At 56.9% G+C, this 23,615-nt stretch carries 15 protein-coding genes; 6 read left to right on the top strand and 9 right to left on the bottom strand.

From position 1 onward, the window contains the following. Nucleotides 1-69: 69 nt before the first annotated feature. Nucleotides 70-888 carry an NAD(P)H-binding protein gene (locus ACQY4Z_RS01865; protein ID WP_428526169.1) on the top strand — a complete coding sequence of 273 codons (819 nt, stop codon included), beginning with the start codon at nucleotides 70-72 and terminating at the stop codon, nucleotides 886-888. 347 nt (nucleotides 889-1,235) lie between these two features. On the opposite strand, the gene ACQY4Z_RS01860 is transcribed toward ACQY4Z_RS01865, so the two are convergent. The 3 genes from ACQY4Z_RS01860 to ACQY4Z_RS01850 form a co-directional block, all read right to left on the bottom strand. Beyond that, nucleotides 1,236-3,149, bottom strand: coding sequence for an amidohydrolase (locus ACQY4Z_RS01860; protein WP_428526167.1), 1,914 nt, complete (start codon nucleotides 3,147-3,149; stop codon nucleotides 1,236-1,238). Between the two features lie 6 nt (nucleotides 3,150-3,155). Further along, nucleotides 3,156-4,583, bottom strand: a complete 1,428-nt coding sequence (locus ACQY4Z_RS01855) for a DUF1214 domain-containing protein (RefSeq protein WP_428526165.1) — start codon at nucleotides 4,581-4,583, stop codon at nucleotides 3,156-3,158. A 232-nt stretch (nucleotides 4,584-4,815) separates the two neighbouring features. Beyond that, complete coding sequence (locus ACQY4Z_RS01850) at nucleotides 4,816-8,484, bottom strand: vitamin B12-dependent ribonucleotide reductase (protein WP_428526163.1); 3,669 nt, start codon at nucleotides 8,482-8,484, stop codon at nucleotides 4,816-4,818. A gap of 642 nt (nucleotides 8,485-9,126) precedes the next feature. On the opposite strand from ACQY4Z_RS01850, the gene ACQY4Z_RS01845 reads away from it, so the two are divergent. The 3 genes from ACQY4Z_RS01845 to ACQY4Z_RS01835 all read left to right on the top strand — a co-directional run bounded on the left by ACQY4Z_RS01845 (nucleotide 9,127) and on the right by ACQY4Z_RS01835 (nucleotide 12,297). Continuing rightward, complete coding sequence (locus ACQY4Z_RS01845; RefSeq protein WP_428526161.1) at nucleotides 9,127-9,816, top strand: response regulator; 690 nt, start codon at nucleotides 9,127-9,129, stop codon at nucleotides 9,814-9,816. A gap of 221 nt (nucleotides 9,817-10,037) precedes the next feature. Continuing rightward, nucleotides 10,038-10,424 (top strand): NADH:ubiquinone oxidoreductase subunit NDUFA12, encoded by a 387-nt coding sequence (locus ACQY4Z_RS01840; protein WP_133950189.1) that lies wholly within the window; start codon nucleotides 10,038-10,040, stop codon nucleotides 10,422-10,424. Between the two features lie 181 nt (nucleotides 10,425-10,605). Beyond that, a complete protein-coding gene (locus ACQY4Z_RS01835; protein WP_428526158.1) occupies nucleotides 10,606-12,297 on the top strand; it encodes a hypothetical protein in 1,692 nt (563 codons plus the stop codon). A 264-nt stretch (nucleotides 12,298-12,561) separates the two neighbouring features. On the opposite strand, the gene aat is transcribed toward ACQY4Z_RS01835, so the two are convergent. Next, nucleotides 12,562-13,248 carry a leucyl/phenylalanyl-tRNA--protein transferase gene (gene aat, locus ACQY4Z_RS01830; RefSeq protein WP_428526156.1) on the bottom strand — a complete coding sequence of 229 codons (687 nt, stop codon included), beginning with the start codon at nucleotides 13,246-13,248 and terminating at the stop codon, nucleotides 12,562-12,564. Nucleotides 13,249-13,525: 277 nt separating this feature from the next. Here aat and ACQY4Z_RS01825 point away from each other — a divergent pair, with 277 nt between their 5' ends. Beyond that, entirely contained in the window at nucleotides 13,526-14,776 is a 1,251-nt protein-coding gene (locus ACQY4Z_RS01825) for a hypothetical protein (protein WP_428526154.1), read from the top strand. A gap of 54 nt (nucleotides 14,777-14,830) precedes the next feature. On the opposite strand, the gene accC is transcribed toward ACQY4Z_RS01825, so the two are convergent. From accC to ACQY4Z_RS01805, 4 genes are all read right to left on the bottom strand, one after another. Further along, the gene (accC, locus tag ACQY4Z_RS01820; protein ID WP_209177678.1) at nucleotides 14,831-16,174 is read right to left on the bottom strand and encodes an acetyl-CoA carboxylase biotin carboxylase subunit; all 1,344 of its coding nucleotides are present in this window, start codon (nucleotides 16,172-16,174) and stop codon (nucleotides 14,831-14,833) included. 15 nt (nucleotides 16,175-16,189) lie between these two features. After that, nucleotides 16,190-16,660 (bottom strand): acetyl-CoA carboxylase biotin carboxyl carrier protein, encoded by a 471-nt coding sequence (accB, locus tag ACQY4Z_RS01815; protein ID WP_428526152.1) that lies wholly within the window; start codon nucleotides 16,658-16,660, stop codon nucleotides 16,190-16,192. A 289-nt stretch (nucleotides 16,661-16,949) separates the two neighbouring features. After that, a complete protein-coding gene (locus ACQY4Z_RS01810; RefSeq protein WP_428526150.1) occupies nucleotides 16,950-17,726 on the bottom strand; it encodes a DsbA family protein in 777 nt (258 codons plus the stop codon). Nucleotides 17,727-17,779: 53 nt separating this feature from the next. After that, the gene (locus ACQY4Z_RS01805; protein WP_428529686.1) at nucleotides 17,780-19,246 is read right to left on the bottom strand and encodes a M48 family metalloprotease; all 1,467 of its coding nucleotides are present in this window, start codon (nucleotides 19,244-19,246) and stop codon (nucleotides 17,780-17,782) included. A gap of 204 nt (nucleotides 19,247-19,450) precedes the next feature. On the opposite strand from ACQY4Z_RS01805, the gene ACQY4Z_RS01800 reads away from it, so the two are divergent. Then, on the top strand, nucleotides 19,451-20,611 hold the full coding sequence (locus tag ACQY4Z_RS01800; protein ID WP_428526148.1) for a pyridoxal phosphate-dependent aminotransferase: 1,161 nt from the start codon (nucleotides 19,451-19,453) through the stop codon (nucleotides 20,609-20,611). 85 nt (nucleotides 20,612-20,696) lie between these two features. Here the strand turns inward: ACQY4Z_RS01800 and ACQY4Z_RS01795 are convergent, their stop codons facing one another. Continuing rightward, complete coding sequence (locus ACQY4Z_RS01795) at nucleotides 20,697-23,465, bottom strand: Rne/Rng family ribonuclease (RefSeq protein ID WP_428526146.1); 2,769 nt, start codon at nucleotides 23,463-23,465, stop codon at nucleotides 20,697-20,699. Between the last annotated feature and the right edge of the window lie 150 nt (nucleotides 23,466-23,615).

Raw genomic sequence — 23,615 nt, 5'->3', positions numbered from 1 at the left:
CGAAAACATCACACGGTTGTGCCCGAACACTAGGGCCAGCCGTCAACTCCTCACGCCCAGGACTGAACAATGGAACCTGAAATCCTCGTCATCGGTGCGACCGGTAAAACAGGCAAACGTGTCGCCCAACGGCTTGAGGCACGCGGCCTGGCCGTCCGGCATGGAACGCGCCGCAGCCCGATCCCCTTTGATTGGGAAAACCCGGAAACGTGGGCTGCATCGTTGAATGGCATAAAAACCGCTTATGTAGCCTATTCACCCGACCTTGCGGTCCCGTCCGCGCACGGAGTGATCGACGCTTTCGTAAAGGCGGCCGAAGCGGCAGGACTGCGCCGCATGGTCTTGTTGTCGGAACGCAACGAGGCGCGGGCGCAAGCCTGCGAACAGCTTCTCATGAGCTCGTCCTTGGAGTGGACAATCCTGCGGCCCAGCTGGTTCATGCAGAACTTTAGCGAAGGCGGGTTTCTGGACGACGTGCTGGCAGGAGAGGTCTCGGCCCCTGATTCCGGGGCAGGAGAGCCGTGGGTTGATTTGGAAGACGTTGCGGATGTTGCTGTCGCGGCCTTGCTGGACGACGGTCACACCGGTGAAGTCTATGAAATCACGGGGAGAGAGCTGCTCACCTGGGACCAGGCAGTTCGTCTTATCGCCAGCGTGACCGGACGGGACGTGGCGTATCGCACATCCACGCCGCAAGAGTTTGAAGGCACCTTGATTGCTGCCGGGTTTCCTGCCGAAGACGCCGCCTTTGTCGCCGGTCTTGTGGCTGAGATCCTTGACGGCAAGAATGCAAGCACCGCGGATGGTCTTCAGCGCGCCCTCGGCCGAAAGCCGAGAACGTTTGCGCAGTTTACTGAGGATGCCCACGCGGCGGGCTGCTGGAAGTAGCTGTCTTAAGTTCATCACCACCCAATGGAAACCGACCTACAGCGGTTGGCGGTGGGCCAGGGGTTGGGTTGGATGCAAACCTTTATTCCAGTGGAGGAAAAGAACGCATCACCATCCGAAACGGAGACTTTCCAACCCCACAAACATAACCCGCCCGATCGTCTCCGATGGGCGGGTTTTTTGTGCTGGGCGCCGGCTGCCGCGCTGAGACCGATGGTGTTAGCTTCAGCCGTCTTTGTTGGCTCAAATTGACAACATGGGTCCAACGCAATCGGGTGTTTGTTTCAGGTTATCGACAGCTCACGTTTGAATCGACTGTCGGGGAACACCAAACTCAAGACAACAAGTCACCCGTTCTCTGCCCCGGTCAAGATCGCCATCAGAGCGCTCGGGACGCAGGCATTGGTGTGACGGTCGGCCATCAATCCGGTGCGGACAATGAAATTGTCCTGCAACGACGCGGGCAGAGAAGCCAGCTCGTGCTGGGCAACCATGCCCCGGATCGCACCGGCATAGGACCGCTCTGCGATGCTGCCCGGTTCAATCCGGTTGCCCCGATCTGAGGACCTGTCAAAGATCGTTTTTCCCTCTTTGATTGTCTGCGCCACGCGAAGCGTTTCCAGACTTTCCGGGTCTATGGCCAAAGGGTCGCCAGACAGGATGGCAAAATCAGCAAGTTTGCCGGGTTCGATAGACCCCTTGTCGTCTTCCTCGAAATGTTGATAGGCGGCCCAGAGTGTCATTGATTTGAGAGCGGTGATCACGTCAACCCGTTGCGCTGGCCCGATGATGTCGCCGCTGCGCGAGCGCCGGGTGACAGTGGCATCCAGCACCCGCATGGAATCTGGAAATGCCACCGGCGCATCATGATGGCTGCCAAACATCATGCTCCGCTGAACCATCCATCCCGTTGGCGAGATGTTATCGGCACGTGCGGGGCCGACCGTGTGATCGCGGTGCCAGTCACCCCAGTAAAACGTATGCATCGGGAACAGGGACGGGAAGACATTCAGCAGCTTGTAGGCATCCACCTGGTCCTCACGAAGGAACTGGCCATGAATCAGAACAGGCCGTCTGTCCGCCGCACCATGTTTTTGCGTGGCCGCTGCAATGGCGGCAATCAGCCTGTCGGATGCGCCTTCGCCATTTGCATGGGACAGGAGTTGAATATCGTTTTCGAAGGCCCAATCGACGATGTCGATGACAGTTTCCATGGTTTCATAGGCAATCCCCATATAGCCCGGCGGATAGTCGCCAACCGGGTCGTAATAGGGACGGTCCCTGAGCGCCGTGAACCCCTGCGGCGATCCATCCAGCGTAAATTTGCCTCCGGCGATGCGGACCCGATTGGTGTAAGTGCGGGAATGGTTGGCTGAAACAAAGTCCCTATCCACCATGACATCCGGGTAGACTGCGACATCGATCTCAAGTTCCTTCAGATCCGCCAGCGTGTTGAGAGCATCGACTACAACGGGGACAGCGCGGCCTTCCTGAGCCGTCGTAAACCCATAGCTTGCCCAGAGCTTTGTACCAGCGCGGCCAAGTTCAAGGATCCCGTCATCGCCGAGCGCCGCGAACAGCTTGCCCAGTGAGCTGAAATGGATGTTGCCCTCCAGAACGCCATCAGGTTCATTCCCGGCCATCCGCCGGATGACGCCGCCTGGGACCTCTTCCGTCTCAGCGGTGATTCCGAGAACTTCGAGACCCTTGGTGTTGGTGACACCGATGTGGCCAGACTGGTGCACGATATAGACCGGATACTCCGTCGACACCTGATCAAGGTCCTCCCGGGTCGGGTGGCGTTGTTCTGCGAGTTGTCCGGGATCGTAGCCGAACCCGATGATCAGATTGACCGCTTCGACAGTCCGCCGGTTTTCATCCGTCCAGTCCTTGAGTTGATCAATCAGGTTCGCAATGTCCTGAACTGTCCCGTCAGGCGGTGCCAACAGGTTGGCCGACAGGGCCTGTATGCCGCCCATCACCACGTGTCCGTGCGAGTCGATGAAGCCGGGGACCATGGTCCGCCCGCCGAGATCAACGAGCTCGGTCCCGTCTCCGCTATGTGCCAGGACAGTGTCCCGCGATCCGACAGCCAGAATGCGCCCGTCCTTTACGGCAACAGCATCAACGGTCATTGCCGCATCATTCATCGTGTGAATGGGGCCGCCCATCCAGATGCGGTCTGCGATTTCCAGGGCAAATGACTGCGCGGCCACCCCGCAGGTCAGCACGCACACCGCGATAAGGCGCGTAATTGGCATTGGCTTCTAGTCCAATCGTTCCATGTCGTTCAGCTCGAAACTGCTATCGAGCAGGCTTGGCTCTGGACCGTAAAAGCGGGCCAGCAGAAAGTATCTGCGCTTCGGATCCGTCGGCAACCAGTTGTTTTCCTTGCCTTCCGGTGCGGTCGGGCCGAAATAGATATCAACCGATCCGTCTTCATTTTTAACCACCTCAGGCATTGTGGAGTCGATCGTGCTCGGACTGAGATCGCGAAGGTAGGATGCCGTGACAAGATCGTACGTCGTGATCGACCAAAAGTCGCGGACCGGGACGTTGGCAGGCATAGTCAGTTTGTAGCGCCGCCCCCCGTCAAGCCACTCCCCATCCGGCGTTTCTGCCAGATCGAGATAATAGGTCGCCGTTCCGTAGTTTTTCACACTGGTGATGATCGCGTAATAGAGCGCACCGCGGGCCACGTAGTCATAATACGAGGGATACTCATAGCTCCATTCGGTTTCGCGGGAACCGTTGGGGACAAGCGCAGACCAGCGTTTTCCCTCAAAGACAAAAGGGTTTAGAACGCGGTGATACTGGTCAATCATGTATTCCAATGCTTCGGGCCCGGCTGAGCGATAGATGGATTGCATCTTCGCATCAGGTTCAAAAGGCTCGTTGCGCTTTACGCCAATCCGAGCAAGTGCGCCCATCATGGCAAGATCGCGATCCAGGACGACCTCTTCATTGATCATCTCGTGGATGTGGCGGTAGATATCGCCGTCCATTCTGGGTGTCATTTCCAAGGGCACGCCGTATACATCCACATATTCAGTCGAGACGTCACCGCCAGCCTCGGACAGCGGGTAGACCTTGATCTTTTTGGTAAGTGCAGTTGCCTTGGCAAGGTTCTCCTCGGTCGCCCCGCCGGCGAGGATCGGACGCAGGACCGCAAAGCCAAATCGTGTCTCTTGTTCGTATACCAATGCATTTGGAAGCAGTGGACCATCATACCCCGGTGGCACCATCAGGTATTTCGCGCCCAAACCGCGATCCCGGCCCTTTGATCCAACATCATCGAGCGGCCGTTGCCAGGAATCCATGATTGTTCCAAATATCCCGACGCCATCCGCTGAAGCGGGCAATTCGAATACAATTGGTTCGTCTTCGACAGTCCAATAGGCATGTATATAGGGTGTTGTATTGTTTGGCGTAGCCGTTTGAAAACGCCAATCCTGAACTTTTGAGTTGTACCCCACGTCATTTGGACCAACGCCAGCATCGGCAAGCGCATCCCGGTAGAACTTGAAGTTCATAAGCGGCATCGCCCAAACAGCGGCATCTATCGCTCTAAAATAGGACAGCTGGTCCGCTGTACTCGCTTTTGTCAGTTCAAACTCGTCCGCTTGAACAGAGGTTGCCACCACTGCTGCAAGGGCCAATGTCTTGATGAGACTGAATGTCCTGATAGGGCGCATGGTAAGAAACCTTTTTCGGCATCGGGGCTTCCGTAACTCTATGCGCGAGATCTTAGACGACGGTCCTGTTCTTTCAAGCCAAGCGTCCGCCTCGGGCCTTGGGTGCTGAGCGGACACCATGTGGCGCGCAAAACAAAACCCGCCCGATCGTCTCCGATGGGCGGGTTTTTTAGTGCTGGGAGCCGCGCTGAGACCGGCGGTGGCCGGTCTGGGCGAACTCCCGGCTAAGGTCTTAGCTGCAGCCGGAGGTGGAGCCGCAGGTGTCGCATTTCAGGCAGGTGCCGTTGCGCACCATGGTGAAGTTGCCGCATTCCGCGCAGCTTTCGCCTTCATAACCTTTCATCCGGGCCTGGGCGATCTGCTGGGCCGCTGTCTTGACCTGCGGGGCAGGGGAGACTTCCACGGCAACCGCTGCTTCTGCGCCGCGGGCGAAGGCCGTTGCAACGGCAGATGTCTGTGCTGCTGGGGTGCCGGCGAGCTCTGCCGTGATCGCCTGCGTGACTTCACCTGCCGGCTCATCAGAAACCAGGCGGAACCGTTCGGTCTGACCGCGGACGAGGCCATGGGACACCATGCCGTTGTCCTTCTTGTCCTTCATGGTGCCAGCCGAAACCTTGTCACCGCTGAAGACTTCCGGCGGAACGTGGGCCAGTTCATGGCGGCCAAGATAAGACACGGCCAGCTCGCGGAAGATATAGTCCAGGATCGACGTTGCGTTTTTGATCGCATCGTTGCCCTGAACCATGCCTGCCGGCTCGAACTTGGTGAAGGTGAAGGCGTCCACATACTCTTCGAGCGGCACGCCGTACTGCAGGCCGAGCGAGACGGAGATGGCGAAGTTGTTGATGAACGCGCGAAGGGCCGAGCCTTCCTTGTTCATGTCGATGAAGATCTCACCGAGACGGCCATCTTCATATTCACCGGTCCGCAGGAACACGGTGTGTCCGCCGATCTTTGCCTTCTGGGTGTAGCCCTTGCGGCGGGTCGGCAGTTTTTCCTGTTCGCGGACAACACGTTCCACGATCCGCTCGACAATGCGTTCGGCGACAACTTCGGCCTTGGCGGCTGCCGGCAGAGCTGCGATTTCCTCCGCCGCATCCTCGGCTTCGTCGTCGTCGTCGCTGAGCAGCTGGGAATTGAGCGGCTGGCTGAGCTTGGAACCATCGCGGTACAGTGCGTTTGCTTTCAGCGCCAGCTTCCAGGAGAGCATGTACGCTTCCTTACAGTCCTCAACCGTCGCATCGTTCGGCATGTTGATCGTCTTGGAGATCGCGCCGGAGATGAACGGCTGGGCTGCAGCCATCATGCGGATGTGGCTCTCAACGCTCAAGAAACGCTTGCCGATGCGCCCACACGGGTTGGCGCAGTCGAACACCGGGTAGTGTTCTTCCTTCAGGAACGGTGCGCCTTCCAGGGTCATTGCACCGCATACATGGGTGTTGGCGGCTTCGATGTCGGCCTTGGAGAAGCCAAGGAACGACAGAAGTTCGAACTCCGGATCTTCCAGCTGCTCGTCGGTCACGCCGAGTGCCTTCATCTGATCATCGCCAAGCGTCCAGCGGTTGAAGACGAACTTGATGTCGAAAGCGGACTTCATGCCGTCTTTCAGCTTGCCAAGGCTTTCATCGGTAAAGCCCTTGGTCTTCAGCGCGGCCGGGTTGATGCCCGGTGCCTGGTCGATAGAGCCATGGCCGACAGCGTAAGCTTCAATCTCGCCGATTTCGCTTTCCGAGTAGCCGAGCTTGCGCAGGGCTTCTGGAACCGCACGGTTGATGATCTTGAAGTAGCCGCCACCCGCGAGTTTCTTGAACTTCACCAGAGCAAAGTCCGGCTCAATACCCGTCGTGTCACAGTCCATGACCAGACCGATGGTGCCGGTCGGGGCGATCACGGTGGACTGGGCGTTGCGGAAGCCGTTCTTCTCGCCAAGCTCCAGAGCACGGTCCCAGGCTTTCTTGGCGCGGTCGATCAGGATCGGTTCCGGGCAAGACGCATGGTCGAGCGGCACTGGATTGGTGTTCAGACCCTCATAACCGCTAGCTTCGCCATGGGCGGCAAGGCGGTGGTTGCGAATGACGCGCAGCATGTGCTTGGCGTTTTTCTTGTAGCCCGGGAAAGAGCCGAGCTCTCCAGCCATTTCGGCAGAGGTTGCGTAGGACACACCGGTCATGACCGCGGTGAGGGCACCACAAATGGCGCGGCCTTCGTCGGAGTCGTATGGAATGCCGGAGGTCATCAGAAGGCCGCCGATGTTGGCATAGCCAAGACCCAGGGTGCGGAACTTGTAGGACAGCTCGGCAATTTCCTTGGACGGGAACTGCGCCATCAGGACCGAGATTTCAAGAACAATGGTCCACAGACGGACGCCATGCTCGTAGTTGTCGATCGCAAACGAACCGTCTTCATTGCGGAACTGCATCAAGTTCAAGGACGCCAGGTTACAGGCCGTGTCATCCAGGAACATATACTCCGAGCAAGGGTTCGACGCGCGGATTTCGCCATCGGCAAGGCAGGTGTGCCAGTCGTTGATGGTGGTGTGGTACTGAAGGCCCGGATCAGCAGACGCCCAGGCTGCGTACCCGATCTGCTCCCAAAGCTCCTTCGCCTTGACCGTTTTCAGGACGGTGTCGGTCTTGCGCGCGGTCAAGTCCCACTCTTTGTCTTCAACAACAGCGTTCAGGAAGCCGTCCGTGACGCGGACGGAGTTGTTGGAGTTCTGGCCAGCAACGGTCAGGTACGCTTCGGAATCCCAGTCCGTGTTGTAGGTCGGGAATTCGATCTTGGTGAAGCCCTGCTTGGCGAACTGGATGACGCGCTGGATATAGTTCTCCGGCACCATCATCTTCTTGGCCGCACGGATTTCGCGCTTCAGAGCCGGGTTTTTCGCCGGATCAAAGCAATCACCGTTGTCCGCTTCGCAGTTGACGCAGGCGCGCATGATGGCGGTCAGGTGCTTCTGGCAGATCTTGGAGCCGGTCACGAGGGCCGCAACCTTCTGCTCTTCCTTGACCTTCCAGTTGATGTACTCCTCAATGTCCGGATGGTCTGCGTCGACCACGACCATCTTCGCCGCGCGGCGGGTGGTGCCGCCGGATTTGATGGCGCCCGCGGCCCGGTCACCGATCTTCAAGAAGCTCATCAGACCGGACGACTTGCCGCCGCCGGAAAGTTTTTCACCCTCAGCACGAACGTGAGAGAAGTTGGAGCCGGTGCCGGAGCCGTACTTGAAGAGGCGCGCTTCACGTACCCACAGGTCCATGATGCCGCCGTCATTGACGAGGTCATCGCCAACGGACTGGATAAAGCACGCATGCGGCTGCGGGTGCTCGTAAGCGGTTTTGGATTTGGTCAGCTTGCCGGTCTGGAAATCGACATAATAGTGGCCCTGGCTCGGGCCGTCGATGCCATACGCCCAGTGAAGACCGGTGTTGAACCATTGCGGGGAGTTCGGAGCAACTTTTTGAGTCGCGAGCATGTAGCGCAACTCGTCAAAGAAGGCCTGTGCATCGGCTTCGGTGTCGAAGTAGCCACCTTTCCAGCCCCAGTAGGTCCAGGTGCCGGCCAGCCGGTCAAAAACCTGACGGCCATCCATTTCAGAGCCGTAGCGCTCGTCTTCGGGGAGTTTCGCGAGAGCTTTCTCGTCTGCTTCCTGCCGCCACAGCCAGGAAGGAACCGTGTTCTCTTCCACCGGCTTCAGCTTTGCCGGAACGCCTGCCTTGCGGAAGTATTTTTGAGCGAGGATGTCAGATGCGACCTGAGAGAATTGTGCCGGGACCTGAATGTCCTTCAGCTGAAAAACAATCGATCCATCCGGGTTCCGGATTTCACTGGTTGCTGTCCGGAAGTCTATGCTGGCGTAAGGCGATTGGCCTTCCTCGGTGTAGCGCCGCTCGATCCGCATTTTCTCAAGTCCCCTTTAAAATCCCCGACGGTTCGCCCCGAACCGATTGATCATTTCCACATGCGCCCGGCGTGGTGTCGTAACTGGCCTCTGCCGCCGGGTCTTGAGTCTGTATGTCACAGACTGGATGTCTGTATCTAGCGTCTCTTCGTTAATGATCCACTACATATAGTATTCATCAACAGGTTTGTCACGACATGTAGCCAGAAGCAGGACGCACGAAACTGCGCTCAGGATCGAGCTTTCGAATCCTGTACGGGTACGCTTAAGACTGGTGTTTCTGGATGACCGGAGCGCCTGGGAGAGCCTCCGATTACGCACATCGCAATGATTAGGAAACTAAAGTAAATGAATCCTTAAGGTCAACCCGCTGACGACAACAGGTAGTGCTCATGTTGTGGGCAAGCGCAAAATCTTGTGTGTCTATGTGGATAGCGGGGACCTTGACACTCCGGCACTCCGGTGGCCCCGGGAAACTGCCGAAACAGGCAAAAGAGCCGTGATTATGTGCCGGGCAAAGTCTGTGGATGAAGATAGCTCAAATTTTATGAAACTTTTAAGAAAATGGCATCAGTGCACTTCAACGCGGTTTAAGCCCGGTCTGGTTTAGTGATCCTGCACAAGGGATCGAGGACCGCCTTTATGAAACATCATGCTGCCTTTGGCTTGGCGATGGATGACATTGACGTTGTTGTTGTTGAAGACAGCAAACCGATGCAAACCATCCTGCGCTCGACCCTTTTGAGCTTCAAGGTTGCGCGGGTGCGTACATTTGATTCGGTCGATGATGCTCTGGAAGCAAGCCTTGCCGAACCCCCCAATCTGATCATCACAGATTGGCGCATGGCACCGACCACCGGTTATCAGCTGTTGCGGCTGATCCGTCACAAGCACATGGAACCGCTGTGCTTTGTTCCGATTCTCTTTATCACCGCGCACGGCACACGGCCGCTCGTTGATAAGGCGTTGAGGGCCGGGGCGCATCATGTGCTGGTGAAACCATTGTCGCCCTCGACGCTTCACAAGCGAATCGAATGGGTGCTCCACGATGACCGGCCAATGGTTTTAGAGAACTCCGGTTTCTACAACATCTATGGCATCCAGAAGCTGATGGATCAGCAGGCGGAAAAGATGAAGTCACTGGCTGCGGCCAGGGTCAATCACAGAACGGCTGTCCAGAAACGCGCCGAGGTTGATGACGTCGTCCAGGAAGCCTTCGACAAGAAGAAGCAGCAGCCCGAGGAACCAAAAATCATTGGACGCGGGTTTGCGCAGCGCGCAAAGAAACAGTCCGCCGCTTCGCGTCATATCAGGAACGGAAGATCGGCCTGATATCACTGCTGTGCCGCAGGCCGTCAGGTCCTCAAAGGCATAAACCGTGATTGGCAAGCTAACCGTTTTGCGCCTAAGTACCCGATCTGCCGAAATTCCGGGGCTTGCGGCAATGCAGCACTGGACACCAGCGGCACTTGACGCCATAGTCCGGCAAAATTCCGAAGGCGTTTATAAGCCTTTGTTGATGCGACTTAAGATCAAGGGACCTTTCAAGGGCCATGAAAAAACTTCTGCTTGAAATCTTCACCTGGTGGAATGGCCATACAATGGGTACGCGGTTCTTCACATGGCGTAAGGGCGAGTTCGTCGGCGAAGACGAGTTCGGCAACAAGTACTACAAGGAACGCGACGGCAAGAAGCGCTGGGTTATCTATAATGGCCTCGCGGAAGCTTCCAGCATTCCTCCAGGCTGGCATGGCTGGATGCATCACCGCGTCGACACGGCGCCGGTCGATGAAAACTACCACGCGAAGAGCTGGCAAAAGCCGCACGAGGCCAATCATACCGGAACACCGGAAGCCTATCGCCCTCACGGCTCGATCCTGACGCCGGAAAAACGCCCCGAAGTTACCGGCGATTATCAGGCGTGGACGCCGGGCCAGTAAGCCAGGTACCTATTTGTTTTTTAAGGGCTCGCTGACGCGGGCCCTTTTTCGTTTGGCCGTTTGGGAGCGTGCCGCCATTCGGTTGAAGCCGGTTGGTGTGGACCCGGATTGACGAACTGGCTCACAAATCGCCGTGTCAAGCGTCTTTCGGACATCTCTTCTGATTTCGAGGGCAATCCGCATGATCATCAACTACACCCGTTTGACAGATCCGCAAGCAAACCAGCAGGTCGAACAGGTCAATCCGGACTTTGTCGGCATACGAGAAAAACTACAGGCAGGTCTTCAGGACACGGCGGCGTTGTCGGACAACCAAGCCCATGCCCAAAACCTGACAGCACTGCGCGGCCGGCCTTGCCCACGGACAATGGTGGCCCCCGAACTGGCGGCACAGCTGCAGACAATCAGTTTCGGTTTCAAGAAAAACAAGGACCCGGCGGACGTCTATCCCCTTCGGGCGATGGAGGCGACCGGGGCGCAGAACAGCAAGTTCCTGATTGGTCTGGAAACGGAGAGTGGAGACGTCGTACTCGGCGCGCCCGCTCTCAACCTCTTGGAGTTTCTAGAGATCACGGAACTGCGGACCTATTATTGCACAACACGGAAATCGGAAGGCAAGACCCAGGACCGTTATGGGACCCGGCTCGTCGCGTTTTTGGTCATCGGCCGGGACCAGCAAAATGAAGCCAAGTACGTTTATCTCGCGGCGGCATCCGGCACTTTTTCATCAACGGCCCTCGCGGTTCCCGCGGTTGGGCAAGATCCAACGCAAATGATTACCGCCGTTGAGAGGGCTGTCTCAACGTTCAACGCCCCCAGAAAAAACGACTACTATATGTACTGGTCGATCAACGATACCGGTTTGCAATTGTCGGCAGCGAACGGCAAAGGCAATCACGTCATCAATATCCGGTATTCCAGTTTTGTTGGCAAAACCCGGAGTTACCTGGACAACTTCAGCCTGATTTCTGTGGTCGATATCAAGAACATGATTTCCGGAATGTTCGAAAATCTGGAAGGCCTCGGTTTTCAAATTCCGTTCAAGAAAAACCCGTCCGGCCTGCCAATGACCTGTACCTTCGGTCATGGAGAATCCCGGAAAAACGGCACCATCGATATTTTTCAGAAAACCAAGTCCAAGCAATACAGCATCCCGCAGGTGGGAATTGGAGACTTGTTCACGATCGGCTCGCCGTTTTCCTACACCAAGCAAACAATGGAGAGCCACCAGACTGAATTGGCCGTAACGAGCGAACAGACCGATAGTGTGCAGCTGACCGTTCCGGCGGAGTGTTATGTGGCAAACAGTTTTCCGGCGACACCACTGGTCGATGCTGTGACGATTGTTCAGTTCTCTTACTTTACCGGAGAATACGGCATGCAACTGACCTCCACGAAAACAAACAACGACAATGTCAGCACTCTCAAAGTCCTGCGAAAAAGCGGCTACATCGAAGTCGAGCTGGTTGCCAATCCGGGAAACCCTGTGATCACTGTAGCTGGCCTGGGGAACAGGGGAAACAACGATGTCTACCCCGGTGGTGCGGATCTGGGGCAGTTTCAGGACGTGCAGTTGCCTTTCAGGGTCGCAAAACGGGACGGTGATTTGTTTGTCTTGAGGCAGGTCGCAGGTGGCAGCAGTTGCTCATACAAATTTTCCTATAGTGAGGAAAATGAGCAGCTCACGTCCAATCAGGAAGCGGCAAACGAGATGAACTGCACATGTGTTTATGTCAGCGGTAACGGCTTCGCGACCGGATCCAACTACACCATCAGCATTCCCATCAGCACGCCGGCTTTTCTGTCCAGCATGGATGGCGCGCAGGCAGAAATAAACAAGGCGCTCACTGAAACGATTATCGGATTTGTCTAGGCCGTGTGGACGGATTGGAGACGTATTTCGTGAGGCAAGTGCCAAGATATGGCGGGAACGGTCCCGCAGAGCGTATTGATATACGTTCAAGGGATCGGCGGCGCCAGATCGCCGGCACTTGCCTTACCCTTTGGGCCGCGTTTGCATCGGTCAATTCCAGCGCAAATCCGTCTCGATGATGCACAAGCATCACCTTCACCGGATTTCCTTGAACTTGAACGATGCAAATCCCGGCGAAATGCATCTCTAATTCGTCCACACGGCCTAGAAGGACGCGTCTGTTTGGCCGTCCAGGATGCTGAGGACGTCAGCACCGGTTGCTTTTGTGGAGAGCGTGTAGAAGTCGGTTTCCTGTTGCAAGGCCGAGCTCAACAGGACGTTGTACTCGTCCTTCGGGACCTCGGCCGTGCCGAACTTGGCAAGGTGGCCGGTGACGAATTGTGTGTCCAGCAGGGTGTATCCCCCCATCTTGAGTCGGGCGACCAAGTTTATCAGGCAAACCTTTGATGCATCCGTTTTGAAGGAGAACATGCTTTCTCCGAAAAAAGCACCGTTGAGGCTCACACCGTAAAGCCCGCCCACAAGATCCCCGTCCTGCCAGGCCTCGACTGTGTGGCAATGGCCCATCTCGAACAGCTCGCCGTAGAGCCGCCGAATCTCCCGGTTGATCCAGGTCTTTTGCCGGCCTGGCATGGGCGCGGAACAGCCGTCAATGACGCCCTGAAAATCAGTACTGATGCGGATTTCAAAGAGGTCGTTGCGGATTGTGCGTTTTAGCCGGCGCGGAACATGGACAGACTCGAGCGGCAGGATGCCGCGCTGTTCCGGCTCCAGCCAGAACAGACCCGGATCATCGGCGGATTCGGCCATCGGAAAAAGCCCGCAAGCATAAGCCTTCAGCAGCACTTGGGGCGTGATCTCGAAGATGACGTCGTTCTGGTATCCTGCCATGGATCCTCTTAGATCGATTTACGGGCGGTAGCCATCAAACTCAGCGCCATAATAGCTTTCGAAGATAGCGCAACTTTGTCCAGAACAACTCTCTCCGAAATTTCTGAAAAGAAAAACAACCTTGTTCGGGTCTTCAACCGGCAATTCTGATTTCGGCACACACCATGCCTGCATTTGTCTATTCCCGCTCGGACCCACGCGTCACACTCTCCTGTCTCGGCCGTCCAATGAGGGGAACCCAGGGTGACACCGCCCGCAAAGGAGAAAGGGTGGCCCGATGCGCGTGGCTTTCAAATCGACCGATCAGCAGTTTCAAACCGTAAGCGCTCTTTTGAAGAACAATCTCACGGTGCGGCTGCAAAATGCCGGCGATGTTGGCAATCCGGAGCCTTACAACTTGTTAAGCAGCCCTCGGTGCGGCGAACTTCTCGCGCTGGATTCCTATCCTCAGAGTTTCACCTTGCTCGGATTTGCATTCAAGAATTCGGAAGATCCTGCCGGACAGTATCCTTTGCGCCGACTTCAGGCCTGCACACAAAGCAACGCCTGCATTTCCGCCGGGTGTGATCTCAATGCAGGTGATGTCGGTCAGCAGGCAACGGTCGACCTGACAACCATGTCTCAAATCGCCAAGATCACCACTTATTTTTGTCAGACCGCCAGCCGGGATTCCAAGGAAGTCACGCGGTATGGAAAACGTCTCCTGGCATTTGTGATTTCCTATCAACCAAGCCTACCGGGCAGCGACCCCAAAGATTTGCTTGTTGCCGCACCGGCCGGTCTTTTCAACACGGCGCTGAAGAACGTCACGCCACAATTGCCGCTCCTGGAAAGCATCAAAACGGAAGTGGATCGGTACAATCGGCGGAGTGGCAATGAGTATCAGATCTTTTCTCAGGTCAACGATGCCGGACTGAAATTGGTGGTGGAGGCTGGCGGCGAAACCATACGGCGAACGGTGGTCAATCTGGCCTACAGTCAGTTCACCGGGAAAAGCCGAACCTACATCAACAATGTCTCCATCATCTCGGCAATCCCGAAAACCGCCGAGGTCGCCAGCCTTTTTCAGGATCTGAAGGAGATTCGGTTTGATATTCCGTTTGTGCAAAATCCGCTCACCTTCAACACCACCTTGAGCCTTGAACGGTCAACATCGGAGACGGCGGGCAGTGTGACGATCTATCAGAATTCGTCCATGCACAGCTTCAAGATCCCGTCTTTCAAGGTTGCCGGTGTTGTCGATATTGGCGGCATGTATGCCTACAGCACCTCAACAACAAAAACGGATCAGAAGCAGGCCAGTACAACAGACGGGTTTAAAAACACGCTGAGCCTGGAGGTTCCCGCCAATGCCTTTGTGGTCCGGGGGTTTCCTCAAAATCAGAACTATGATGTGACTACAGTTATCGGCTTGATTTATGAAGACAATGGTCAGCCGAAATTTGAGATCTCGGTACCAAGCGGGACACCGTGCCTGAACGCCACCAATTCAAAAGAACTGGCGCAGGTAATCCTCGGATTTATCTGACCTGTTCCCTCGTCCAGCCCTAAAGAAAAAGGGGCGTTGCCGCCCCTTGTGACTTTACTTCTTGTTGGCCAGGTACTGCTCCAGCCAGTGAATGTCATACTGGCCGTTTGCGATATCCTGGTTTTCAACCAGGTTTCGGAACAGCGGGATGGTGGACTTGATCTCATCCACGACGAATTCATCCAGGCACCGGCGCAGGCGCATCATGCATTCCACACGGTTACGGCCATGCACGATCAGCTTGCCGATCAGGCTGTCATAATAGGGCGGGATCTTGTACCCCTGATAAACACCTGAATCGACACGCACACCCAAACCGCCCGGTGGGTGGTAGTAGGTGATCGTGCCCGGAGACGGCGCGAAAGTTTGCGGATCTTCCGCATTGATCCGGCACTCGATTGCATGACCGTCGAACGTGATGTCGTCCTGGGTCATGTCCAGCGAGCCGCCCGCGGCAATCCGGATCTGTTCGTTCACCAGATCGATGCCGGTGATCATCTCGGTCACCGGGTGTTCCACCTGAAGACGGGTGTTCATTTCGATGAAGTAGAACTCGCCGTTTTCATACAGGAACTCGACCGTGCCGACACCGCGGTACTTCAGCTTGCGCATCGCATTGGCAACAATCTCACCAATTTCCGCGCGCTGTTCAGGATTGAGCGACGGGGACGGGGCTTCTTCCAAAACCTTCTGGTGGCGGCGCTGCAGCGAGCAGTCGCGCTCACCCAGATGAACCGCATTGCCCTGTCCATCACCCAAGACCTGGATTTCGATATGCCGCGGCTTGCCGAGGTACTTTTCCATGTAAAGGGCGTCGTCGCCGAAGGCAGCCTTTGCCTCTGAGCGGGCCGTTGACAGAGCGGTATCGAGTTCGGCTTCGGTCTGCGCAACCTTCATGCCGCGTCCGCCGCCACCGGCTGCGGCTTTCACGAGAACCGGGTAGCCGATTTCCCGGGCGATCGCATGCGCATCGTCTTGCGGCGTGACTGCGCCATCTGATCCGGGAACCACTGGAATACCGAGATCCTTGGCCGTTTGCTTGGCCTGGATCTTGTCGCCCATGATCTTGATATGATCAGAGGTCGGGCCAATGAAGACAATGTTGTGCGCTTCCAGGATTTCAGCGAACCGGGCGTTTTCGGACAGGAAGCCGTAACCCGGGTGAACTGCGTCCGCGCCTGTGATTTCACAAGCGGCCAAAAGCTGCGGGATGTTGAGATAACTGTCCCGCGCAGCTGGTGGTCCAATGCATACGCTTTCATCCGCGAGACGGACATGCATGGCATCGGCATCTGCCGTGGAGTGGACCGCGACTGTGGAAATGCCGAGCTCTTTACAAGCGCGCAGGATGCGCAGGGCAATTTCACCGCGGTTAGCAATGAGAATTTTGGAGAACATGGCCGGACCGGCTCCTTATTCGACGATAATGAGCGGTTCGCCGAATTCCACCGGCTGGGCGTCTTCCACAAGGATCTGCTTGACGGTGCCCGCCTTGGTGGACGGAATGTGGTTCATGGTTTTCATGGCTTCGATGATCAGGATCGTCTGACCTTCGGCCACCTTGTCGCCGACCTGAACAAACGGGGCAGCCCCCGGTTCGGCTGCCAGGTAGGCCGTACCGACCATAGGGGACGCCACGGAGCCTTGTGCCGGTGCTGCGTCAGCCGGAGCGGCCGCAGGAGCTGCGGCGGCGGCCGGTGCCGCAGCCGGGGCAGGGGCAGCAGGCGGTGCAACGCTGACCGGTGCGCTGATGGACATCTGGCGCGCGACGCGGATCCGCGTGTCGCCTTTTTCCAGTTCGATTTCGGACAGGTTGGTTTCATCAAGCAGCACCGCAAGATCACGGATCAGTGCCGTATCGAAACTCTTGTTATCTTTGTTCATGTCTTCTGGCTCTCGTACTCGGGCCGCAACTAGCGCAAAGCTGACGGAAATTTCCCGGCGGAACCGGTCAATAAAGTTATTGCCATGCCGGTCTGGGTTTAGACCGGCCCGGCTGACTATTACCTGATCAACAACACGCTCTTTGCTCCGCCGGATTGTATAGCGGATCTAGATACTTTGTCTGATTTCCTTACGAAACCGACACAGCTCCTTATAGGCATTCAAATGAGGCAGGAAAACCCCTGAAAACGGATCTCATATAAAGAAATCCGCTTTCGGAAGCCGTTCATTAACAGGTTGTTTCGCTGCAATTCTTCAGGTCAGAAAGCTTTGAGTTCAGCTGATCGTAGCCGACGGCTCCCATCACCACCTCGTCCCCAATGACATAAGACGGTGTTCCGGTCAGACCAAGACGGTTGGCCAGGGAATAAACCTCTTCGATTGTCTGGCCAGCCTCGTCGGTTGCCATCGCCGCTTGGAGGTCTTCCGTTGATATCCCGGCGCTGGTTGCAGCTTCCATCGCACTGGCAAGGTTGGCCTGACCGCGGCGGGTCATCAACGCTTCGTGGAAGGCGTGATACTTCTCCGGGGCAACGGAGTTTACGGCGACCGCAACCTGTGCAGCCTCAACGGAGGGCTGGCCGAGCACCGGGAACTCTTTCAGAACCACTCGCAGATCAGGATTCTCATCCATCAAGCGGACCATGTCGCCATAGGCGCGTTTGCAGTAGCCGCAGTTGTAATCAAAAAATTCGACCAAAGTGACTGAGCCCTGCGGGTTCCCGAGCACGACCTGGCGGGTCGAGTTATATAGAATATCCGCACTGCTGGTGAGCACTTCACGGCGCGCAGCTTCCTCAGCTTCCTGTTCCCGGCGTTCCAGCTCTGTCAGAGCCTCGGTGATGATTTCCGGGTTTTTCAGAATGTACTCGCGCACGATCTTTTCAATTTCGCCCCGATCAATGTCTTGCGCGATCACAGGCGTGCTGAAGACCGAGACGGTCAATCCGAGTGCAGCTGCAAATCGGGCCATCGGCAAACGCAGCAAATTTGAGAGAGGGGTCATGTCATGCTCCTGAGGCAGATGGCAAAAGCGCATCAGCCGTGAGGTCAAAATAATCAGCGCCGTTGTCCTGGCACGCTGGGTGGTTTGTAGGCGACAATATCATCTGCTTGCAGCCATGCAGCTGACCCGCGGTTCAAACTTTTTTGAGCGCGGGCGGCGTATCGTTTGGCAGCCTCGAATTCGCCTCGCACCATCAGGCCCTTGGCTGTCGCAAGATCGGCTTCCGCCCGTTCCCCTTGGCGCCCGTGCGCGATCGCAAGCTGTGCGTAGGCGGTGCCTGAGTTGGAATCGCGCTGAATCGCGCGCTTCAACACGCTTTCCGCTTCAGCAAGATTGGCCGGATTGTTTGATGCAACCAGGGCATAGCCAAGCCAGACCATGAATTGCGGCTCGTTTGGCCGAATCGACAGCGCTCTGCGGAAAGGGGCGATCGCGCTTTTCGGATCACCGCCTTCAAGGAGGGCTTGGCCCTTCAGCTCATGAAAATAGGGATTTGTCGGATGTTGCCGGATCAGCTTGTCGATCTCGCCCACAGCGCCCTTGCCACGGCTCTGCATGGCTGCAATGGCCCGTGCATACTGCGCTGGCAGGCTTTTGTCCTTGCGCGGATAGGTGCGCAAGGTCGCTGACGGATGGCTGGTGAAGGCAAACAGTTTTGCCTTAGCCATATCGTGCCGATGTTGCAGGACGTAATCCTCAGGCTTGTCAAAGTGTTTTGACTCCTGAGCTTCCCGCAAAAGCCCATTGTAGCGGTCCTGGGCCATCGGGTGGCTGATTGCATAAGGGTCTGCAAACTGTTTTGAGAACATTTGCTGCTCAGCCATGCGCTGGAAGTTGCGCAACAGACCGCGGGCGCTTTGACCGGTCTGATCCAGATAGCGCAGTGCCGCGCGGTCGGCTGCTGCTTCTTCACTACGCCGGTAGGCAAGGAATGAGCGTTGGCCAAGAGATCCGGCGCCGACAATGGCCGCCGCACCGCCGCTTGTGGCCGAACCGGAGCCGCTGGCAGCACCAGCTGCTGCAGCGCCAGCCCCCAAGATCATGGCGATAACCGACATGATCTGGGCATTTGAAGCCGCGGCCCGCATGCGAACGAGGTGGCGGCCTGCAATGTGGCCGGTTTCATGCGCCAGAACGCCAATGACTTCGCCAGGTGTTTCGGATTCCAGGATCACGCCGATGTTGATGAACATCCGGCGGGAATCAGGAACGAAGGCGTTGAATGTCTTGTCATTGACGAGAATGATCGTGGGTTCGGAACTGCCGATACCGGCCACGCGGAAGATCGGTTTCGCATAATCGCGCAAGAGACCTTCCACTTCCGCATCGCGAACCAGCGGCAGTTTTCTTTGTGCGTGGGCAGGAGAAAGCAACACGGGCAAGACCAAAGCGGCAGCGCAGGTCAAGGTCACCGCTTTTCGCGCGGTTGCAGCAGGCGTTTTGATCAGGCAAGCGAGACCGCGAACAGGTGCGGCAAGGACTTCTGTGAGGCCTTTTGGGTGAACGGATGACAAGGGCATTCCAGAGCGTTGAAACATGTTTGTGGCGAAGGTATGGGCCGGAACCCCTGGGGTCAAGAAATGCCGGATGCGATAGAGAAAAATTCAGCGTCAATTGTTTCTGCGGCGGGCTGGCTTTGTCAGGGACTTGCGCAAAGGTTCATCCGCGTTTAGGGGCAGGGGTTAATTGCCCCGGAAGGCGCTTGCAGTTCAAAAGGATCAGACATGGCATCGGACCGTTTTCAGCCGTCAAAACGCAGTGATGTTGCACCGTTCATCGCCATGGATGTGTTGTCGGAAGCGGCCAGTCTGGAAGCCGCTGGACGGTCCATCATCCATATGGAGGTGGGGCAGCCATCTGCTCCGGCACCTAAAACGGCGTTGGCGGCGGCGGATGCAGCACTGAAACACGGCAAGCTGGGATACACGGAAGCTCTCGGGATCAAGCCGTTGCGGGAGGCTTTGTCCTCTCATTACCGGAAGGCGTATGGGGTGGATGTGCCGTTGGGCAGGATCATGGCAACGACCGGATCCTCCGCCGGGTTCAATCTTGCCTTCCTGGCAGCGTTTGATCCCGGCGACCGCATCGTCCTGACTGCTCCGGGGTATCCGGCCTATCGAAATATCATCAAAGCCTTGGGCCTAATACCGGTCGAAGTCGAAGTGGGAGCGGAGACCCGTTGGAGCCTGACGCCAGACCATTTGGATGATGCGCAAAAGGACGGTCCGGTGCGGGGTGTTCTTGTTGCAAGTCCGGCAAATCCGACCGGCACCATGATGACCGCCGATGCCTTGTCCGATCTGATCACCTATTGTGATCAAGCCGGGATCTGGTTCATCTCCGACGAGATCTATCATGGTCTGGATTACGCCGGGGAGCAGAAAACAGCTCTCGAAACATCGCATAACGCCATTATCATCAACAGCTTCTCGAAATATTATTGTATGACCGGCTGGCGGATTGGCTGGATGGTGCTGCCCGAACAACTTGTCAGGCCAACTGAACGCATTGCGCAGAGCCTTTACATTTCACCACCGGAGCTGTCTCAAATCGCAGCCGCGTCGGCGCTGGATGCTGTTCAGGAACTAGAGGCTGTCAAAGCTGGCTATGCGGCAAACCGGGAATTGCTGGTGAAGGGACTGCCGGAAATCGGTTTCGACAAATTGCTGCCGGTGGACGGCGCATTTTACATCTACGCGGACATCAGCCGGTTCAGCAATGACAGCCTCGATTTTGCAAAACGGATGCTTCATGAGGCCGGGGTCGCAGCAACACCGGGTGTTGATTTTGATCCGGTCCATGGCAAGGAGTTCATGCGTTTCTCCTTCGCCGGCGCTCATGACGACATGAAAACCGCTTTGCAGCGTTTGAAGGACTGGATCTGATAAGCGCCAGCGAAGCCCGGTTTTCAAACAAAAAAGGCGGCCACGACGGCCGCCTTTGATTTTTTGGCGTGATGCTGAGCGATCTTTAGAAGAACGATCGTCCGCGTTGCCACCAACCGCCGCGTTTCGGCTTGTCGGCTTTTTCTTCGCCAGATGTTTCACTCGTCACAACGGGTTCGGCTGGAGCAGAAGGCTTAACCGGATCTTCCGGCTCATCTGCAACCGCTTCAGCTTCGACCGGCTGCTCGGAGACTGGAGTATCGATGACGATGTCTTCCGCTTTATCCGCTTGAGCGACCGGTTCCTCTGTGCTTTCCGCAGTTTCAGTTTCCGCTGCCTGTGAAGTTTCTACAGCTTCAGACGGCTCCGATGCGCTTGTATCGACGCCATTAACCGGCTGCTCCGGGGTGCCGGCGTCGGTAGCCGCGACAGTCTCCGGTCCCGGTGCATCGGATGCAGCAGTTGCTTCAGTCGGTTGAGCGTCCGAATTGTCGTCAGAAACCGGCGTATCAGACGAGTCGCCGTCAGAGCCGTTGGCATCATCCGCCCGGTTTTCCATCTCGTCGTCACGGCGACCACGGCGACCACCCCGGCGGCCCCGGCGCCGTTTGCGGCGTGGCTCATCGTCGTTGTCGTCGTCCGAGCCGCGCGCTTCGGCCTGTTCACCATCAGCGTTTTCGCTGTCGGCATTTGCCTCTGAGGTCTCGTCGCTTTGAGCGTCGGAACCACCCCGGCGGCGCTTGCGGCGACGACGACGGCGGCGGTCGCCATTGTCATCGTCCTGTTGAGCTTGTTCTTCAACAACCGGCTGCTCGGTATCTTCGTCGATAATATCGATCATGTCCGGCTGGACAGTCGCTGTCGGCATAGGCTGACGATCGCGATCAATCAGGGTGCCGCGTTCCAGAACATACAGCTGTCCGTTGACCATGTGGTCTGCCTGGACCTCGATCCCGACCAGGAACCGCACCTCAAGATCGAACAGGTTCGAGCGCTTCTGATTGAGGATATAAAGAGCGACTTCTGCCGACGTCCGGATGATCAGATCGTGCGTTGCGCCCTTCAGAAGGTTGTCTTCGATGGACCGCAGTACGTGGAGTGCCACAGATTCCACCGACCGGATCATACCGGTGCCCTGACAGTGCGGACATGGAGTTGTGGAGCTCTCCAGAACACCGGTGCGCAGCCGCTGGCGCGACATTTCCAGAAGACCGAAATGGGAAATCCGTCCGACCTGGATTCGCGCGCGGTCGTTTTTCAAGCAGTCCTTCAGTTTCCGCTCAACCGCCCGATTGTTTTTCGACTCCTCCATATCGATGAAGTCGATGACAACAAGTCCGGCAAGGTCGCGCAGGCGCAACTGCCGGGTCACTTCCTCGGCGGCTTCCAGGTTGGTCTGAAGGGCTGTGTCCTCAATGTTGTGTTCGCGGGTCGATTTGCCCGAGTTCACGTCAATCGAGACCAGCGCTTCGGTCTGGTTGATTACAATGTAGCCGCCGGACTTCAGGGTCACCTGCGGCGAGAACATGGCATCAAGTTGCGGTTCGACCCCATAGCGGATGAACAGCGGGGAGGGGTCCCGATACGGCTGGACGTTCTTGGCATGGCTCGGCATGAGCATGCGCATGAAGTCCTTTGCTTCCCGGTAGCCTTCGTCACCCGCGACCAGAACTTCGTCGATGTCTTTGTTGTAAAGGTCCCTGATCGATCGTTTGATCAGGCTGCCTTCCTCATAAACGAGGCTCGGCGCGCTCGATTTTAAGGTCAGCTCACGCACGTTCTCCCAAAGGCGCATGAGATATTCGAAGTCGCGCTTGATCTCTGCCTTGGTGCGGCTTGCACCTGCAGTGCGCAGGATAACGCCCATGCCTTCCGGCACATCCAGCTCGGTCGCGATTTTCTTGAGCCGCTTACGATCGGTGGGCTGTGTGATCTTGCGGGAGATACCACCACCGCGGGCCGTGTTCGGCATCAAAACAGAATACCGGCCAGCCAAAGATAAATAGGTGGTCAGAGCCGCGCCCTTGTTGCCGCGCTCTTCTTTTACGACTTGCACCAGGATGATCTGGCGGCGCTTGATGACTTCCTGGATCTTGTACTGCTTGCGCATCGGAGCGCGGCGCTCCGGTACTTCTTCCATGGCGTCTTCCGCGCCAACAGATTCGACTTCATCGTCGCCGTTGTCACCTGCATCGTCGCTTGATGCAGCTTCAACGTCAGACTTGCGGCGCCGGCGGCGGCGGGCACGAGCCGGTTTGGCCTCGTCTTCGGTTTCGTCAGACGCGGTCTCAGTCTCAGTCTCAGCGGAGACTGCTTCATCGGCGTCCTCAGTGGTTTCATCGCTATCTGAAGGGGACGCCGCCTCGTCTTCGGAGCTGCTGTCGGCAGCCGCGGCTTCCGGCGTCTCTGCGCTCTCGTCCGCTGTCGCCTCGGCATCAGACCCGTCGTCTTCCGGGTTCTCTACCTTTTCACTTGCGACAGTATCGGCATCCGACTCGTTGCGGGCCGCCCGTGACCGGCGCCGGCGTTTCGGCTTTTCTTCCTGTTCGGTTTCGTCAGGTTGGCGCTCGGCGGCTTCGGCTGCAAGCAAGGCCTCCCGATCGGCAACCGGGATTTGGTAATAGTCCGGGTGAATTTCGCTGAATGCCAGAAAACCGTGCCGGTTTCCGCCATATTCTACAAAAGCTGCCTGAAGGGAGGGTTCGACCCGAGTGACCTTCGCCAGATAAATGTTACCACGCAGCTGCTTGCGATTCGCTGCTTCAAAATCGAATTCTTCAACCCGATTGCCGCGGACGACGACGACCCGGGTCTCTTCCGGGTGGCCCGCGTCGATCAGCATCTTGTTTGCCATTATTGAATTTCTCCACGGCGGCGCTCATGTGCGCGCATCTGAAGCGCGCATCGCCCGAAAGGAGGATGGCCGCCGTACTTGTTTTGCTGTTGTGAGCAAGGGCGTTTGCGCCCGGCGCGTTTGGCTGATCAAAACAAGCGGCCGCACCTA

The organism is Roseibium sp., assembly GCF_965276855.1.
GTDB lineage: Bacteria > Pseudomonadota > Alphaproteobacteria > Rhizobiales > Stappiaceae > Roseibium.
This window is presented reverse-complemented; position numbering and strand designations above follow the sequence as displayed.